Origin of the sequence: Rhodopirellula sp. UBA1907 (assembly GCF_002337565.1) — a bacterium.
GTDB lineage: Bacteria > Planctomycetota > Planctomycetia > Pirellulales > Pirellulaceae > Rhodopirellula > Rhodopirellula europaea.
Map to the genome: position 1 here is coordinate 18,091 of NZ_DDGH01000033.1, position 17,993 is coordinate 36,083.

10 protein-coding genes are annotated in these 17,993 nt (G+C 55.9%); 4 read left to right on the forward strand and 6 right to left on the reverse strand.

The window, feature by feature from the left end:
• Positions 1-16 precede the first annotated feature (16 nt).
• The 6 genes from ribD to B2R17_RS07295 form a co-directional block, all read right to left on the reverse strand.
• Positions 17-1,201, reverse strand: a complete 1,185-nt coding sequence (gene ribD / locus B2R17_RS07270) for a bifunctional diaminohydroxyphosphoribosylaminopyrimidine deaminase/5-amino-6-(5-phosphoribosylamino)uracil reductase RibD (protein WP_286763437.1) — start codon at positions 1,199-1,201, stop codon at positions 17-19.
• Positions 1,201-3,495, reverse strand: coding sequence for a tetratricopeptide repeat protein (locus tag B2R17_RS07275; protein ID WP_286763438.1), 2,295 nt, complete (start codon positions 3,493-3,495; stop codon positions 1,201-1,203). The genes ribD and B2R17_RS07275 overlap by 1 nt, the downstream gene beginning before the upstream one ends.
• A 79-nt stretch (positions 3,496-3,574) precedes the next feature.
• The gene (locus B2R17_RS07280; RefSeq protein ID WP_286763439.1) at positions 3,575-4,489 is read right to left on the reverse strand and encodes a hypothetical protein; all 915 of its coding nucleotides are present in this window, start codon (positions 4,487-4,489) and stop codon (positions 3,575-3,577) included.
• Positions 4,486-7,632 (reverse strand): M28 family peptidase, encoded by a 3,147-nt coding sequence (locus B2R17_RS07285; protein WP_286763440.1) that lies wholly within the window; start codon positions 7,630-7,632, stop codon positions 4,486-4,488. Before B2R17_RS07285 ends, B2R17_RS07280 begins: the two co-directional genes overlap by 4 nt.
• Positions 7,633-7,708: 76 nt before the next feature.
• The gene (locus B2R17_RS07290; RefSeq protein ID WP_286763441.1) at positions 7,709-8,101 is read right to left on the reverse strand and encodes a hypothetical protein; all 393 of its coding nucleotides are present in this window, start codon (positions 8,099-8,101) and stop codon (positions 7,709-7,711) included.
• 23 nt (positions 8,102-8,124) lie between these two features.
• Positions 8,125-10,038 carry a Mur ligase family protein gene (locus B2R17_RS07295; RefSeq protein ID WP_286763442.1) on the reverse strand — a complete coding sequence of 638 codons (1,914 nt, stop codon included), beginning with the start codon at positions 10,036-10,038 and terminating at the stop codon, positions 8,125-8,127.
• Between the two features lie 300 nt (positions 10,039-10,338).
• On the opposite strand from B2R17_RS07295, the gene B2R17_RS07300 reads away from it, so the two are divergent.
• From B2R17_RS07300 to B2R17_RS07315, 4 genes are all read left to right on the forward strand, one after another.
• Positions 10,339-10,848 (forward strand): hemerythrin domain-containing protein, encoded by a 510-nt coding sequence (locus B2R17_RS07300; protein WP_173402050.1) that lies wholly within the window; start codon positions 10,339-10,341, stop codon positions 10,846-10,848.
• 60 nt (positions 10,849-10,908) lie between these two features.
• Complete coding sequence (locus B2R17_RS07305; protein ID WP_286763443.1) at positions 10,909-14,199, forward strand: hypothetical protein; 3,291 nt, start codon at positions 10,909-10,911, stop codon at positions 14,197-14,199.
• A 62-nt stretch (positions 14,200-14,261) separates the two neighbouring features.
• Complete coding sequence (locus tag B2R17_RS07310) at positions 14,262-16,163, forward strand: polymorphic toxin-type HINT domain-containing protein (protein ID WP_286763444.1); 1,902 nt, start codon at positions 14,262-14,264, stop codon at positions 16,161-16,163.
• Positions 16,164-16,472: 309 nt separating this feature from the next.
• Complete coding sequence (locus B2R17_RS07315) at positions 16,473-17,855, forward strand: hypothetical protein (protein ID WP_414707257.1); 1,383 nt, start codon at positions 16,473-16,475, stop codon at positions 17,853-17,855.
• Positions 17,856-17,993 lie beyond the last annotated feature (138 nt).

The following is a 17,993-nucleotide window of genomic DNA, read 5'->3' on the forward strand; positions in this document are numbered from 1 at the left end:
TTGCCATCGGCCAAACCTATCGGCGATAGATCAAACGCACGTCGTTGTCGAATGAGTCCACGCGGCTCATTCGCAGCGACGTCGCATCGGACAAAGCTTTGATCCCAGGGTCACCGAGTGGGCCGGGGGCTGATCGTCCGCCGATGCATTTGCCAGCGATGAAGGCGTGTACTTCATCAATCTGATCCGCGGCGGCAAAGCTGCCCAGTAGTTGACTGCCGCCTTCAACCATCACATGGGTCATTGCGAGCCCGCGCGGGTTGTCTTTGCTTCCCAGCCAAAGCAGTGACTGCCGAACCATTTCGATTGGATCGGCGGATTCACATTGCCAGGTCTCGACGTCGTGATCCGCCAAGCGTGCGAGATCCGCGTTGGCAATTTGTGGTCCCGCGATGAGCCAGGTGGGCGTCTGCGATGCAGTCTGAACAAGCTGGCTTTGCAGATCGGGTAATCGCGAGCGGGAGTAGACCAAACGAACCAGTGGGCTGGTTTCAGTCTCAGTGTTTGGTTTGTCGGCCGCTGTGACCTTTGCAAGCTCGGACAACCGAACGGTCAGCAACGGGTTGTCGGCAATGACTGTGCCCATTCCTACCGCAATGGCGTCGACGCTGGCACGGAGTTCATGGACGGCGCCACGAGACGCGGGGCCAGTGATCCATTTGCTCTCGCCGGTTTGAGTTGCAATCCGCCCGTCCAAACTCATCGCCCATTTTGCGATGACCCAGGGCATCCCAGTGCGGATGCGTTTGAGATATGCCGCGAGTAGTTCTTCGCCGGCTTCTTTTGCGATGCCGGTGACCACTTCGATGCCTGCGGAACGAAGTCTCTCAATTCCACCCCCGTCGACCTCGGCAAATGGGTCGACGACCGAAACCACAACCCGAGCGACTTTGGCTCGGATCAGTGCGTCCGCACAAGGCGGCGTTTTGCCATGATGACAGCATGGCTCGAGAGACACGTACGCGGTCGCTCCGGTGGCGTCATCGCAATCCGCCAATGCCTCGACTTCGGCATGAGGGCCACCGAATCGTTGGTGGTATCCTTTACCGATGCAGACCGAATCTCGGACCAAAACGCAGCCGACCGGAGGATTCGGTTCAACCTTGCCTCGGCCCTGAGATGCCAATTCGATGGCTTCGGTCATCCAGCGGATATCTTCCGCCGAATGACCATTCGCGGCCGCATTGGTCTCGTTCGGCATCAGTCCATTCCGGGGACCCAGAGCTTGCCGCCACCAGATGCTTCGCCACCCGCTGGTCCCGCTGGGGCAGCCCCGCCACCGTCGCCATCCGGTGTCCATAGTCCGCCACCGGCGGGTTCCTGTGCGGCTGGTCCCATGCCGGGAGCTTGGCGAGGTGATCCGTCGGGATTGATCAGTCCGAGCTGAGCAAGGATTTGCTGCAACCGGCCCATGACCTCAGGATTGTCGCTGTGTTTCTGAACGATCGCTTGCACGGCGTTTTGGAACAGGTCGATCTCTTGTCGACGCAACCGGAGCCCGAGTTCCGCCAGCAACAATGACGCGTCTGACAGTTTGTGTTCCTCAGCGTAAGCCTTGGCTTTGTCCAAGTAGTCGACCGCCACATCGGATTCCGTCGCACGCTGCATCAGGAAAGAATAGGCGATGATTTTGGCACCGATGTAGCGACCTTCGTCGACTGATTCGGTGTCGGCTTCCAGCAAAGCGAGCGATGCCCGGCGGCCGATCGAAGTGGCCGAAATTTGCTGAGCACGCTGGATCAGATAAATCAGGTTCTCAGGGTCCAATTCCGACGGATCGATTCGATCCAAATCGCTGCCGGGGATCTCTTCGAGTTCGTCGCCGGTGATTTTCTTGCGTTCAATTTTGGGAACGTTGCCGATTTCGCAAAGGCGATCAATCAGATTTTCGTCCCGGGCGACCAAGCTGTCTTCGCCTTCGATGTAGCGAATCATTGCGGCGCGAAGCAGAGTTTTGCTTTCGTCGCTGGCGGCATCCTTCAGTGACACGCCGCCCAACATTTTGACGGGCGTCGTCGACAATGTTTCCGGCACGCGTTGGCTGATCAGCTCCTTGACTACCGCGTCCAGGTCGGACTGGTTGTCCGGACGGATCCCGCCAATCTGAGGCGTTGCGATCATTGTCAAAGGCAACTTGCCGACCTCTTCGGCTTCGACCCACTCCACGTCGGGAGCGACTTGCTTCATCAGTTCTTCGACTTGGGCACGCTTGGTTGCGGGCAATCCGATGATTTGTAGGCGAGCGGAACGATCGGTTTCGCGGCCGAACAGGAACACTGCGGCGAGGGCAACTGGAATGTTGTCGGCGGTAAGCTTTTCGCCTTCGCCGAGCACATCGCTGTCCAAGATTTGGAACGCGGAACGAGGTGCGACATCGCCTTCGCGTTTGACTGATTCCAAGGCGTCAGCTGGCAATTCCTCAAAGCGAGTGTTGGCGATCATTGCCATTTGGAACTCATCGATCGACTCGACGTCGGCACTGAGTTCCAGGTGATCGACGGCCAAACCATCAGCATCGGGGCTGGCCATTTGTGACATGGCGAGGAAACGAACACGTTCGTCGAAGCTCAGTTCCTCGCATTGCGACAGCTTGACCAACGTATCAGCCTGAGCCGCGTGGTCGCCTCGCCAAATGGCACAGTTGAGCAATCCAGCCAGGATGGCTGGTTGAAGCGGAGCGGACCGCTGAAGCGATTCGAATTTGGTTTGTGCGAGGGCAACTTTGTTGTTGGCCAGCAACAAGGCGGCTTCGTCGTAGCGTTCACCCCAGTCCGCGTCTTGCGGCGGCGCAATGAGGTTTGGAACGGCTTTGGCGAGCTGGTTGACCGACGGGTCGCCATTGATTTGTTGCAGCACGTTTGCCGCCATTCGGCTGTCTTCGTAGCCGGTCGAAACCAATGCCAACGTGGCGTAAACACGTGAAGTCAGCAAGATTCCGTTGCCTGCCAACGCGTATGCCAGCAGCGAAGCGACGTCTAGAACGAACGAATCGACGGTTTGACCGCTTTCGGTTAGTGCTTCCAGCATCAACTCGGTCGCGGCGGACAAATCCTGACGGAAGAGGGCTGCGGCGGCACTTTGGGTGAGTGCCAACGGGTTGGACGGTTGGAGCCGACGGAATCGTTCCGCGTTTTCTTCCAGCGAGGTGTATTCACGCAAATCCATGAACAAACGGCCGCGAATGGCGAGTGCCCACGCGGCGTCGGGGTGTTCTTCCAGGATCGTGCTCAATCGGTCCAAAGCGGGGACGAGTTGGCCCCCATCGATCATCTTCAGCACACGATCCAGTTCGTGTACGGAATCCTTGCATTTGCAAAACTTGATCTTCTTGCCGCTACCGCAAGGGCATATCGAGTAGGTGTCGATGGACATAAACAGTCGCAATAAATGGAGGCGTGCGGACAGCTTGGCTGCCGAGTGAGCGAGTGAAGCTGGCAACTTACCACGCGGAACGATGTGTCCCAAGATGCGATCTGCGGACGGATTGTCGAGCAAACCAATTTCGCTAGTTTCAACGCATCGCCGAATGCCCGTCGCCAACGAAACGCGTTCGCAATCTGGACCGCCGCTTTCGCTACCGCGAGGGCGGATCGTCTGCGGATTCGTCGGTCGGTTCGGTATCGGTTGGTTCGGCAGACGATCGGTCGAGCCAACCGCGAAGTGGGCCATCCTCGGGGACGGCGAATGATCCGTGTGCCGTTTGACGATCCAGTTCTCGATACCGAATCTCGACCAGCTCAACCGTCTGGTCAAAGTGCTCTCGAACACGCTGGTTGATCAGCATTCGAACTTGGTCGGGCGACAGGCCAAGCGACCGTCCGTTTCGGCCGGTTTGATTTCTAGAGTTTGCGTCATTGTTCCGCTGGGGAACGGCGTCATCGCCGAGCACTGATTGCATCTCGGACCGGCTGAATCGCAGACTCTCGTCTTTTCGAACGGCGGTCTCGAATCGATTGAGCACGCGAGGGTCGGTCGATAGCCGGATGTGATCCATCTCGTGCTGGACCAGCTTCAGATTCCAAAACTGGCTGAGGTCATCCGGACGCCGACGAAACCAAATCGTGTGGTCAACTTTAAGTTCCAATTCGGGGTAGCGAACTCGAACCACGATGCCGTCCTCGTTCCACCACCAACGACAACGGCTGACGAAGTGATAAGAAAGATTGAATCGCGTCTCAGCATCGAACTCTCGATTGATGAAACCGACTGATCGCAAACCGTACATTTTCGAGGGACGCGGGCCGCCGGAGATGAACTGGACCTGCCCCGCGGTAAGCAGCTCGGCAATTTCGTCACTGGGTTCAGGCAGCGAAGACATGGCGATCGGCTCCGCGATCAATTTGTCTTCGTCGATCATGCCCTCCGCGATGTCGAATCGCGAATTGTTCTGAGCGATGACCGATTGATGGTTGCAACCGAGATGCAGAATCAGACTGGCAATCCAAACTTTGCAAAGCCGTCGCCAAGCGGTCTGATTCAGTGCAATCAATCTCGGGACCCGGGGGTGATAGACAACGTGACGTCTTGGCCTTCTCGATTGACAACGATCTCAACCGTCTCGCCAATCTTCAACGCCTCGATTGCATAAGTATAGTCGTAGATGTCTTCGATCTTCTGCGACGCCAGCTTCACAATCACGTCTCCGCCACGAACGCCAGCGGTTTCAGCCGGCCCCCCCGAAGCAACTCCGCTCAGTTTCAGACCTTTGACTTCACCCGCCGCGTAGTCAGGAATGGTGCCCAAGTAAGCGGTCAAACGAGCTCGCGGCACTTCCTCGGTGGATTGGCCTTCGTCGAGTTTGAATTCCGGTACATCGCTCGACATCAAAAATCCGCGAGTCAGCAGACCAAACAAATTCGCGATGTCAGCGTTGCCGTCGTAGTTCAATTTGTCGGGAGTGTCGCGAGGCGTGTGGTAGTCCTCGTGGGCACCCGTGAATCCGGAAAGAATCGGCACTTTGCGAGCCACGAAAGCCGACGCATCGGTTGGCAATCGCGTGCTGGTTCGGTCGAGTTGCAACGCTACACCCACCGGCACATTGCGCCGTTGGACCTCGCCTTCAAAACCTGGTGAGGAGCCAATGCCTTGCACGATCAGCTTTTCTCGCAGTCGGCCAACCATGTCAAGGTTCAGATAGACGGCGACAGCGTCGCCAAGCGATGCCGCATCGGGTGTCATCCCGTGGGCATGAGCCATTGCGATGTCATCTTCGCTGGGTTCTTGAATAGGAGCAGCTGGATACAGAGTGCTAAAGTCGTCGACGAAAGCTTGCGATCCGAACAGTCCGAGTTCCTCGCCACTCCACGCCGCAACCATCAGGTCTCGTTGCATCTTCACGCGACCGGAGTTCCGTTGGTCGACGAGGTACTGAGCGATTTCCAGCATCGCCGCGACACCGCTGGCGTTGTCATCCGCACCCACGTGAACTTGGTTTTCCTCGTCTGATCGGGCCAATGAGTTGCTGCCTCCGCCGCGACCGAGGTGATCGATGTGGGCACCCACCATCACGACCGGGAATTGGATGTCGTCAGTGGGCTTTGCTTCTGATTCGGCAGGCAAGCGAGCGATCACGTTTCGGCCCGTGCCGGTCCGGCGATTGATCTCAATCGAAGCATTGACCGAGATCCCCGACATGGGAATTCCCATCGCCATTTTTCCATCGTCGAGATGGGATTGCAGTTCTTTCAAGTCGTGTCCGCCGGCCCGAACCAGCTTGGAAGCGACTTCGTTGCTGATTGAAATGGCAGCCAAGCTGACTTGTGCTTGGGAAGCATTGGCGTCGAAGCGAATCACATCGCGTTTCACTTGGCTGGTGGGTCCGGCAACGAAGATGATTCCGCGGGCACCCAAATCGCGAGCGATGGTGGCCTTTCGACGTGGGTCGCCATAACGTGCCATGCGTTGACGTTGCTCGGCCGAGATGTCTTGAGGCAAGTCGCGTAGAACGAGAACCCAACGGTCCGCGACATTCAAGTGAACGTAGCTGTCGTATTCATCGTTCTCATCATCGCCAGGGACCTGCAATCCGTATCCGGCGAAAACCACTTCGCCCGATTCGATGTCGCCGGTTTGCGAGAAGGAAAGTGGTGTCCATGACTCGGTCAATTCCGCATCGATCGCTGCGGAGTTTCCACCGGGCGATGAGGTGGTGATTGTCAACTCGTTGGCCAGACCCAGCGATGATCCAGCAGGGAATTCGAAGTCATGGAAAAACGTTCCGTTTTGTCCCGCGGGAACAAAGCCGAGGCTTTCCAGGTAAGCAGCAACATAGGCGGTCGCTCGCTTCTCGCCCGGCGTTCCCGTCAGTCGACCTCCAAGTTCCGGACGAGTCAGGTAGTCAACGTGTCGCATGACATCGCCCGGACGGAACTCTGGTGCCGTGGCGGTTAGATTCGATCGTGCTAGTGAGGCATCTTTATCGGCCGAGCTGTCACTGCCTGACTCGGTCAGCCCCAAGCGTTTGCGGGCGGTCTCGACATCGAAGTCGGCCAAGTAAATTTGTGAAGTGCTTTTCTTGGGTTCGCCATCTTCCATCACAATGTCGCCGTTGCTGTCGACAACGCGTGTTGTCGTCCAAGACAGCTGGTTGCCGTTGGGAAGAAAAACGGGCAAGCCATCAAAGCCTTCCGTGGTGGTCAGGCGGACTGGCTCGCCTTCACCGTCGGCGCGGACCAAGTACAGTTCGAAGTTCGCGAATCCGTGTTTGTTGGTAGTGAAGACCAAGAACTCTCCGCTTGGGTGATAAAACGGTGCCCAGCTCATCGCGTTGATTTCGGTCAATCGTTGGACATCGGAACCGTCCGTTTTCATCGTAAAGATTTCTGCGGTGGCACCATTGGGAGCGAACCGCCGCCAGCAAATTCGCCGGCCATCGGGCGAGAAGAAAGGGCCGCCGTCGTAGCCCGGTTCGCCGGTCAATCGTTTCACGTTCGAACCATCCGCATCCATGATGTAGAGATCGATCATGAAGGCGGGATCGCGTTCGAACTGTTCGCGTTCTCTTTCGGTCAGTTCGCGCGAATAGGCGGCTCGATTGGATGCGAAAACGATTTGCTTCCCGTCCGGGCTGTAGCTGGCTTCGGCGTCGTAACCCATTGCGTTGGTCAGTGCCGTCAAACCCTTCGTCGTGCCAGATTCGATTTGGTCCAGCTCAGCGGCGTACAGTTCATAGTTTGGGTCGTAGTCCCACGAGTAACGCCGAGATTTGCCGGAAGCGCGAAAGTCGAGTTCTTCCTGTTGCAACTTCTTTGATTTTTCGTCGGCGTGAGTGCTGGCGAACAACACTTTTTCGCCGTTCGGGTGAATCCAACCACACGTTGTTTTTCCGAAACCGGGTGAGACACGTTGGATATCGCCCGTTTCGAGATCAGACACGTAGATCTGGTAAAACGGATTCGATGGATCTCTTTCGCTTTGGAACACCATCCGGGTTCCATCCGCACTGAAGTAACCTTCGCCGGCTCTTCGACCTTCGAACGTCAATTTGCGGACGTTGGAAAGCAAGTCGGATTCGTCTTGGGCGATCGCGAAAGCACTTCCGCTCAATAGCAGTGCAAACGCAATGAGAAGCCGGAGTGGCGACAGCGTTGCCAGAAGCGTTTTCAAAACCGATGAATCGCGGGAATCAAACATGGCGGCGATCGAGTCTGCAGTGAAGTTGGTGCGGGGGAAGGCAAAGGAAGGAAAGCGAGTGAGCCTCGCTTCCGAATCAACTTAGCAGTCCTTTCGCACCCCGCAAACAGATCAACCCCTCACTCCAATCACGAAACAGTTCGACGCGTTGTTCCGGCGTGTCGAACACGCGGACTTGGCTGCGGTTGTGACGAATGTCTTCGTGAACCAAACCGTATAGGTTATGGTAAACCGGTTTGGGATCCGGTTGGTCGTCGGGAGTTTGGAGATCGACGCGGGCCCGAACCTCAAATCGGAATAGTTGTTGCCAGCCGGGACGCTGTACCGCGACCAAACGCACGCCGCTAAGCGTCGCGGTCGTGCCGAAGTACCCATTTTGACTGAGGTGTCGGCGAATGGATTGCTCCATTTCGCGATCGCCACACCACCCATCCCACTTGGATTGAAGTCGTTGCCACCAAGAGGTCATGAGTGTCTCAGAGGTAGGAAGAATCAGTTCCCGTCAAACAATTTGAGATCTGGTTTGCCGGTTTTGGTAGAACTGTTTGGGGCCGTCAAGTCTTTGCCGGACGATGCATCGGCGTGCGACCCTTTCAGGATCGATGGGTGCGAGTTTGCTTGGCGAGCCCGCTGACCTTCTTCCGCACACGCGGCGATGACCTGCGTGACCGAGTCCAATGATCGGCGTTCCGAGTCGGGATGGCTGCGATCGATTCCGCCGACGACCAAGATCATGTCGTTGTTGCTCGCTTCGGCATGAGCCCACTGGATCGCGCGGCTTGAATCCGCAACCAATCGCATGGCGGCAACGTCTTGAATTCCATCCAAAACACCGTGGCTCATCGACAGGAAGTTCGCTTTGTCCTTGTCGGCACAGGTCAGGACGCAGTGGTCGGGCATGGATTCCAATAGACGTCCGTATTGCATAAGCGTTTCCGCGTCGTCGTTTTCGCTCACGGACAACACGCACCAGAGTTTGGGACGTTTGGAGTTGCTCACATTGGACGAGCCATGCATTGGCAACGTCATCGGGGTGGAGCTGGCGGGAGTATGCAACAGTTCTTTGCGAGCCGCTTGCAGGGCGAACTTGACTCGTTCGGGCGAACCGCCGATGTCCAGACGGACCATCGGATTGTTTTGATCGGTTTCCCAGTCGCCGCTGGTGATCGCTTCGAATCGTCCAGGCAATTCGCGAAGTTTGCAGAGAGATTCTGCAATCTGTGGCAATGGGTTTTCGGTCACGACACCAACGGCTGCAGCAGCGGCCAAGCATTCGGCGAAGTGCCCGCGGCCGACGAATGATTCCATCACGGCAGCTCGTGATTCGTGCCGCAACATGGCGGTCAGTGTTCCGTCTTCGTGCGAAATCGTTCGAAGCGATACGTCGGCTCCGTTGTCGACACCGTAGGTGACAACTTCGATGTTCCGCGATTGAGCCGCCGAGTGAGCAGCTGAAACGGCGCGTTGGTCGGATTCAGGAACGATCAACACACCGCCCTGCCCCGCCAATTCAAAAGCACATTCGATCGGCGAAGGACCAAAATCGTTTCCGCCCATCTCGCGTCCAGTCACAACCACGATGTCCAGTTCGACTTGGTCGTAGGCGCCCAAACGCAGTTGAGCGGAGTCCATTTCCGTGATGCTGACCGCGGCTCCCGCATCGACCGCGTCTGACAAAGCATCGATCAGCGATGCGCCGTTGGTGACTTTGGCGGTGCCGGCTTCCGCGACAACGGAATCACTCGAGCCAAGGTCCGTTTGGTAGGCAACACGACAAGGAATGTCGCGAAGAACCGATGCGGTGAGGAACGAAGTGACGGTCTTTCCCGCGGATCCAACGATTCCGATGGTGATGAGTTTTTGGTCGGGACGATCGGTTTGATTGGATCGAATTTCCGCCAACGCACGATCGGTGTCCGCCACGATCGCTTGCGGAATCGGTGCGGGAAGAATTTGCTCTGTGAGAATGCCTGCGGCACCTCGAGCGAGTGCTTGCGAGATCAGTTCAACCGGGCAGTCGTCGCCTAGGCGATACACGACCAATTGTCCTGGTTCGCAGGCCTCAGGTGATTTGGCGATCGAGGTGAACTCGATGTCCGAACCGGAGAAGAAACGGACCTTCTTGAGCAAACCAGACAAACGAGTCGTGCTGGCATCACGTTTGGTTGCGGATGAATCGGAGGTTGCCGATTCATTGTCCGTCGCAGCGGCCAACTTCGCCGTTCGCGATTGAATTTGTTCCGTAGCCGCTGATTTCTGCACTCGGCGAACCGTTTGGACGCCGGTGCCCGAGGGATCGGTCCACTTCACCGCTTCGTGTGGCGGAAGAGAAGATGAGCCGAAAGATGACCGGAAAGTTCCGCCCGGTTTCGTTTGGCTCAACCATTGATCGATTGCGTGACGCATCTCGTCGCCTCCTTGCTGACGTGAATGGATCGTCTTGGTGCTTCTTTGTTCACGCGAATCCAGTTTCACGCGAACCCAATTCCTGGAAAGCACACTTCTTGGGAAATCCTTTCCCAAGACTTTCGTGGCCGAAACTTTTTATCTCGTCCACGGAGTCAAATTGTTCCCATCCTTGAAAATCAGTCAAGGTCGAAAATCATTTTGTTGATCCGGACGGATTCCCGGTGGGATGCTTCCCAGCCCGATTCGCGGGAAGGCTACAATGAAAAGAGTCAATTCACTGCAATGGAAGGTAGCAACATGGCCTCACAAGCGAACAATTCACGCCGTTTAAGCGTCAACGCGGCGTTTATGCAGGACATTAAGAATGACAATCGCGATCTGAAAATCTTGATGGATCGCTTGGCTGTTTTGACGCATCCGCGGGAGGCGGCTGCGAATCACTGGTCTGAATTGATTCAGCTTTTCAGTGATTTGAATGACCAATTGGCTCTGCATTTTGGTTTGGAAGAGGCTTACGGGTACTTCGACCAAGCCTTGGATGCAGACCCAGAGATGTCGATCGCGGCTGAAGAGCTGCGTGGTCAGCACGCTGTTTTGTTCGAAGATTCAAGACACTTAGCCGAAGCGGCTGCGCACGCGTGCACCGGAGATGCGCCAATCGAAGGTGTCACTCCCGAAGTCACCACCGCGCAGGAAAAGGTTCTGGTCCGGTACGACTCATTTGTGAAACAGTTTCACGAGCACGAGGAAGCGGAACTGAAGTTGATTCTTGATGCTCTGGACGAAGACTTGGGCGTTGGCGACTGAACGGCGGTCGAAGGTCGAACGAAGTTGCACCGAATTTCTACCCTTCGATGAGGGACAGGCATGTTGATTCGAGTTGGGCCTTTTCCAAGTGCATGCGGTTTAGCGATCGCGTTCACTCTGCTGTTCTCGTCTTCCGTCCTGGCTCAGCAACAAGCGGAGGATGCTGCTCGTGAAGCATTGAATGCCAGCGGACTCAATGATCGTTTTGAAAACGTTCCGCGGGTTCAGTCATCAAACAACGCAGCGTTACTCGATGTCGCCCCGCCGCTAAGTTACCGTGTTGCACAGCAGGCTTTCTTTCGAGGTGATATCACTCGAGCGATTGCAATCCTGACTCAGCTTCAGCAGCAAACAACGCCTCGCGATTTTGCGCGACATCAGTTGGGACAAATTCCCATTCGAACGTTGCTGGGTGAATGCCATCTTCAAGCGGGCGATTTGACGACCGCAGCGGAACACTACGAAGCTGCCTTGCAAGTCGTCATTGATCGCCCCACATTTCTGTCCGGGATTCAGTGGGGAGTTTTAACTGCTCCCACAAGTGAAAGTGATCCTAACCGGGGTTCTGTTCGGAATCGAGATTTTCCGAGAAACCGACGCCCACCATGGGAAGAGCTTCCAAATCCGCTCACTCGAACCGAATTGAACCTATGGCAATCGGCTCGCAACGTGCCGCTGGTATTGTTGCGACGGTATCTGTTGGCAGGGGTTCCCGCAGGCACTTGGACCATCTCTGCTGAATTGCCGGAAGATATTGATCAACGTCGCGGGTTGGATATTGCGGAGACACTGCGGCAATTGTCGGTTGCCGCTTATCGCTTGCGCTGGTTGCGAGGTCGAGAAGCTTTGTTGCAAGACGCGAATGCACCACGCCTGCTCGCGGCGACGGTGCCACCGGGGGTGCTGGGGACGGATCGGCGATTTCATGCGGCGGGCACGTTGGTCACATCCTCTCGAACGGCTTTGCGTTTTTACGCCGGCGATGATTCTGACATTCAATTGTCCGAACCATTGGACCAAATTTCCGGTGGGTTCCATGTGCTGACGCCCATCGCTCGTCTAACCCGTATGCGTTCACTTGGAAATCGCTGGTGGTTGAATCGTCAAATCGCCGAGGGGCAGTTGCCGTTGCCGGCTGGGCAGGCGGCCGTCGTGCTGCCATCCCCACAAGACTTGGAAGAATTCGTCGCAACCGCCGTATCGACATCCGAGATCGCTTTCGCACTCTTTCAATTTCAACTTGCGATTGAGAGCTATGAACTTGCGTTGGAAGAAATCGATCGCTGGGATGAGACCTCCGCCTTCGCGGCACAGCTCGAGACCGAATTGACCGCTCGATCGGAATTTCTGCGGACGGAAGCCCCCGCGATCGCGTTTCAGTTACGTATTTTGGCGGCGAGAGCTGCGTTGTTGGCCGGCCGTCCCGCTGCGGCGCAGAGCCATCTGGCTTTGGCGGAACGCTATCGTCGATCACGCCGCTTGAATTTCCCGCGGTCGACTGCGATGGCGCGTTGGCTACAGCTTCAGGCTGGTATCCATGATCTGGTTGACTCTGCTCAATTGGACCCGGAGCAAGCCAATGAAATCAATCTTCAAACATTGGATGAGCTGAAACGCTTGCGTCACGTTTGGAACGAGACGCTCAATCAGAGTCAGATGTTTGCTCGTGGGATTCAGGAGAATGCCCAGCCCAATTCTGAACGCTCCATCACACATCCGATCGGTTACCGTTTCTCACGACTTCGCGACGGAGGAAGAAATCAACTTCCGGTTGCAACTAGAAGCCAGCGATACCAAACGCATTGGAATGAATCGCAAGCGGGACGAGATCTGATGTCGTTCGATCAGTTCTGTTTCGGACTGGACTGCGATACCTGGACGGGATTGGGAATCGAACTTGCCGCCGCGGCAGAGGAGGATGAGCGAGTCGCCGCTCGGATGGATGAGCATCACGCATCTTTGGCTCGGAATTCATTTGGTGAGCTACCAGCCATCACGGATTTGCGATCCGCGCTTCGTCAGGTATCGCATAACGACGAGTTGTTGCTAAACGACTTCTTTCCGAATCGCGATGAGTTGGTCGAAGCGTTGCAGTCGCTGATTCCTTCCATGTCGATCAACCCAAATGCATTGGGACTGGAGGCTGCGATTTTGCACGAACGATTGCAAGGTCAGTTGGCGGACTTGGCGTTTGACCAACTTGTATTGCCTCGAGTCGAACCACCACCACTTCCTCTCCGCAACGGCCGGCCGGATTGGCGTGAGTTGCCCGAAAACGTCGCGATCGTCTCGTTTCATCTAACCGATGATGAATTGATCGGGTCGTTGGTGCATCGCGGTCAGGCAAGTCATTGGGAAGTGGAGGAAGCTAGCGAGCTTCGTCAACAAAGCCAGCGTTGGGTGACGCAAATTTTGAAGTCGCCAACCTTGGTCGATGAGATCGTAAACGAGCCGGTGCGCCAACGCGTGCAGCAGATGGAATTGGACCTAACGCGACGTTTGTTTCCTCCTTTGTGTGGGATCGATCATCCGGAGATCAAATGTGTCATTGTGGTTCCGAGTGGATTCTTGTGGCAGTTCCCGTTCGAGGAACTGGTGGTCCAATTCGAAGAGAACAACGAAACGTTGCGTTGGAAGGATCGATACTCGGTTGTGTACGCTCACACCGTTGGGACGGCGATGCGAATGGGAACGTCGAGTCGGCATCCCTTCACTCCGGATGAATCGGTCCCAGTGGTGACGTGGGCGACTGGCGAGCCAAAAGAATTTCCTTCGTTGGATCAGGATCCACCGGAACAGTTGTTTCCAGGACCCTGGGCGACTTGGGGTGATGCGGTTTGGTGGGGGAACGCCGGTCGAAACCTCCTGGCCGCCCACGATGCTGACACTGCGCTCTCTTCCGGTCCTGCCGGTTCGCCGACTCGAGGATTGGAGCCTTGGGATCAGCGGCTCGTGCAGATCGGGAACAAAAACTTGCAGAGCCTGGTGAACCTCAGTTCGCAGTTTCCGGAGCTGAGGAAAGTGTCCACGGTATTCCACCCGGAAATCCAGAATCATTTGTTCGTCCAAGCGAGCCGTGGTCATGCAGCGGGACTGGAAGACCTGGTGATGTCGCGGTTGCCGTTTGTGCCTGAAACCAACGAGCTACTGATGGAGGAGCTTTCGATGGAACTCGGGCACGTTCCTTTTTCAGAAGCTTGGAATCGTTCCGCGGAGATCCTTCGAGTGTCAGAATTTACTTTCCCAGAGGGGGTGAATCCTGTACCCTTGAGGGAAGATGCGGGGGGATTGTCCGGCAATCACCCACTTGTGCAGACTCCCTACATCCATCTCCCCTTTTCTGGCCTCTGAAGTCACTGGAGTTGAAAATGAAGGCGACGCGATTCGATGCTTGGTTTGGTGTTCGATATTCGATGGGAATATTTCTTGTCGGTGCGACTTGTTGGGCGGCAACCGGGATCGATTCCCAGGCAGCCGGTGCAGATGCGGATTGGTCTGCCAAGTTGGTGGACGCTTCGTCCGCGGGCGATGTCGCACTTCGTGAGCAGCTGCTCGCCAATCCTCCCGAAGACTCCGAAGTTCAATCGTTGGCCAATGCTCTGAAAGGGCAAATGAAAGACGCTAATGGTCAGTGGGTGTCGATCGATGAAACGATCAAAGACGTCAGTCGTGCCAATCGAGTGACTGAATACGAGAGCCGCCGCGACTCGATGGAAGACACGGCCGCCGATCACTGGCAACTCTCGCGCTGGTGCCGCGGGCAGCGTATGCCCGGTCGAGCTCGTGCCCATGCGTTGCGAGTGACTGAATTGCAACGCAATCATGTCGCGGCACATCGCTATCTCGGCAACGTTCAAGTTGGGGATGCTTGGGTGCCGGCGGAAGAGGCCGTTCAACAAGAAAAAGAACTTCGCGAGACGGAACGAAACCTAAAAGCCTATTCCCCAAAGATTCACGCGATTGCAGAGTTGTTCAATTTGAACGACTCCGGTGTATTGAAGAAGGCTCGCAAACAATTGACGCGGATCGACACGCCAGACGCTATCGATGCTGTTTTGTTAGAAGCATCCAATGGATCGGATGAATTCGCGGTCGCAGCCGTGGACTGGTTGAAAAATCGAGAGGAAGCCGACGCCGCGGTCGCACTTGCCCGGTTGGCTGTGTTTGATCAGCGGAGAGGACTTCGCGACTTGGCGACGCAGTCGTTGAAGGAAGTCGATCCAATGTTGTTCGTTCCTTCCATGTTGGATTGGTGCCAAGGAACCATTGAATCAACTCACAGTTTGGTCTTCAACGAAGGGGACCAGTCCTACCAAGTCGTTCGGCAATATCGCCGAGAAGATGCGGAAGGTGTGAAGGTTTTGGATTCCGTCACGCAAGTGTTTGCTGTGCAAGGTGGTCAGGCCAATGGTGGTGTGATTGCTAGACGAGACGCGGTGGAGAGTCTGCAGACAGAGAGTGCTCGCGATGCGAGTGTTGTTCGCACCGAAGCGGAGCGATTCAATGAACGCAGTCGTTTCCTGCAAAGTCGCACCGCTGCCGTGATCCAACAGCTTGATTCGAGCTTCAGTGGCGAACAGTCTGCGGAAAGCATTCGGGATTGGTGGTACGCCTATCGCGGTTATGGTGACACGGGAATTCCACCGGTTGAACGCCGATTGGTACGCAATGTTGCCTATCGTGCCGTGGGTAATGCAGCTCCGATCGGATCGTCGCCGATTCGAGTTCGAGCCCTGTCGAAAAGCTCGGGCAGCCAAAAAGGGGATCCTTCGGAGCCGCAGCAGTCTCAGGAACCTCAAACGTGGGCACAAAAACGAGCCGCTGCCGTTCCACAGGCGACGATTGGTGTTTACGTCCGTCCAGCTGCGGATTGTTTGGTGGCCGGAACGCTTGTCTGGACCGATCGCGGAATGCGGCCCGTCGAAACCTTGCGATTGGGCGATCAAGTTTTGAGCTGTGATGTGCGAACGGGGGCTCTGAGCTACCAAAGTGTTCTACGGCAAACGGTCCGTGAACCAGAACCGCTGACAAAAATCCAGCTCGGTAGCGATGAAATTGTCGCTTCCAAAGGCCACCCATTCTGGGTCGTTGGACGCGGTTGGACGACGACGGAGCAGCTTGTTCCCGGCGACGCACTGCATGGTGCTGATGGAGTGGCAGTGATTGATTCGCTCGCTCCAGCGAAGACCGACAAGACCTACAATCTGGTTGTGGAGCAGACTCACAGCTACTTCGTCGGTAAATCCCGAATCCTGTCACACGACGCAGAAGTGGAACGGCCAGACGGAATCGCGATGCCCGGCGTCGCTCTTTAGGTCAACGCTTCTGATGAATCAGCGTGAATTTGTTCCGCTGGTTGATGATTGAAAATCTTCTTCGCCGCGATTCGATGCTTTCGAGTCGCGGCGATTTTTGTTGGGTGTCAGCCGGTTTGCACCCTTTTCTAACTGCAAACGATACCTCGGCGGTCCGGAGTTTCCGTTGACACCCGGGGTCGGCATTTGATAACTGAAACTTGAGCTAAAAAATCATTCATCACTGGTTTCAGGAAAATCCCGTTGTTTCAACGGTCTGCCGTCTCTGCGAACGCTTCACCCAACCCTAGTGGTTCGGGGCGTTTGCGCGTGCACTTTGCCAGTGAAAACGAGCAAATGCGCCACGCGTGCCGCATGCTGTTGATCACGATGGTGTGTTTGGTCGTTCCCTCAATGACCGGATGTCGAGGACGAGCCAAGCAAGAAGTTTACAGCCAGAAAATGGCTCGTGAAATTCGGTTGCTGGAAGACCAGCTCTATGAAGCCGACTACGAAAATCGCGTTCTGATCGAAAAGTTGAGACGGGCAAAGGCCGCCGCTGCAGCAGCGGCAACCAGTCCGCCACCTGCCCAACGTCGAACTCCAAATCTCAGCCAAGGTTTATCGAAACCGAGCGTCATCGATACGAAGCGGCCACCAGAGCCGGTCGTGGATCCCGAACCGAATTCGTCGCAAAACGATGCTGGAACATCGGACGACTTCGATATGGGGAGTGGTTTGGAGGATCCTGAATTCATCGATCCGGGCGTGCCTGACAAGTTCACGCCACGGGACCAGCCGCTGTCGGATCCCGATGATCCGCCATCGAGTGACTCAAGTGCGACACCCGGAACGGAGGACATTCCGCCAGGTACAAAGAACCCATTGGATACGCCGTTTGATTTTGGAAACGGCATGGACCTTGATTCGATGATCGATCCGGGGGAACCATTCATTCCGGATACCGATCCTGGAACATTGCTGCCCGCTCCAACCCAACCTGTTCCTCCAGGACCAAACGACTTGAAGTTTGATCCGGTCGTTCCGGGCGACCCTGTGCCACCAAGTTCCCCGTCGGGACGTCCTGACAATCCGCCGGGGCAGATCGAATTGCCAGCCGGTTTGGGAATGCTCGGTGGTCTTGGCAAGGTCAACGGAGCACCGGAGAAAATCGAGCTCTATGCCGCGAAGCTTTCGGTGAACGAAAAGAATTCGTTGCCTCGTTTTGTGAGCGATACCACGTCGACGCAGGAATCCGCAACCAATCCAGACTACCCGCCCACCGAAGGAATCGATGTCGTTGTTGATTCGTTGGATCAATACGGACATGGGATCGCATTGATCGGTGAGTCGCACGATCCGCTGACCAAGTTGGCATCGTCGGAAAAGCCTCGGCCGAAGGCGATGCCTGCGTCGCTTGAGCAAACCTTTTTGAGCGTTGTTGTTTTGGATGCTTCCAAGACTGGCGATGACGCGAAGCTCGGACGTTGGGACTTCGGTCCTGACCAACTGGTTCGTTTGCAGCAAATGTCGGCGGTTGATTTGCCACGAGAGTCACTGCGAATCCCCATTCGATGGAAAGACAAACAACCCGCCGGCGAAAAAGTGGTGGTGTTCGTGCGTCTGAAGCAGGGCGAACGTGATGTCCGCTGCGACGTCGAGATGGATATGCGATCCAAAGCATCCGTCGCGGGTTGGTTGCCTCGACGCTAGTGAATTCGTGCAGTTTGTTGATCCAGTTATTAATGCTGCTTTCGCGCACCGCATCTCTCCCGAAACGGAGGTCGTGCAGTTTTTTGATACCGGTTTTCGGCAGATTTACACACGACGTACCTCTCCCGAAACGAAGTT